This is a genomic window from Neisseria sp. P0014.S009 (assembly GCF_051958155.1).
Taxonomy (GTDB): domain Bacteria; phylum Pseudomonadota; class Gammaproteobacteria; order Burkholderiales; family Neisseriaceae; genus Neisseria; species Neisseria flavescens_C.
The window spans coordinates 1-234 of record NZ_JBQCVS010000282.1 but is presented as its reverse complement, the minus strand read 5'-3'; the positions used below and the strand labels follow the sequence as shown (position 1 = coordinate 234).

Genomic DNA, 234 nt, shown 5'->3' with positions numbered 1-234 from the left:
ACCAATCGTTTATTTTTTTTCGACACTACCTTGCGCGACGGCGAGCAGTCGCCCGGTGCGTACATGACCAAAGATGAGAAAATCCGTATTGACCGCCAGTTGGATAAGATGGGTGTCGATGTGTTTGAGGCAGGTTTTGCAGCAGCTAGTCCGGGCGTTTTCGAGTCAGTTAATGCGATTGCCAACATCATCACCTAATCTACAGTTTGCTCATTAGCTCGTGCTTTTGAAAAC

At 47.4% G+C, this 234-nt stretch carries 1 pseudogene; it reads left to right on the top strand.

Annotated elements, in window-relative coordinates:
- Window positions 1-195: pseudogene (locus ACTHS4_RS12655) on the top strand (2-isopropylmalate synthase); the annotation flags it as partial.
- Between the last annotated feature and the right edge of the window lie 39 nt (window positions 196-234).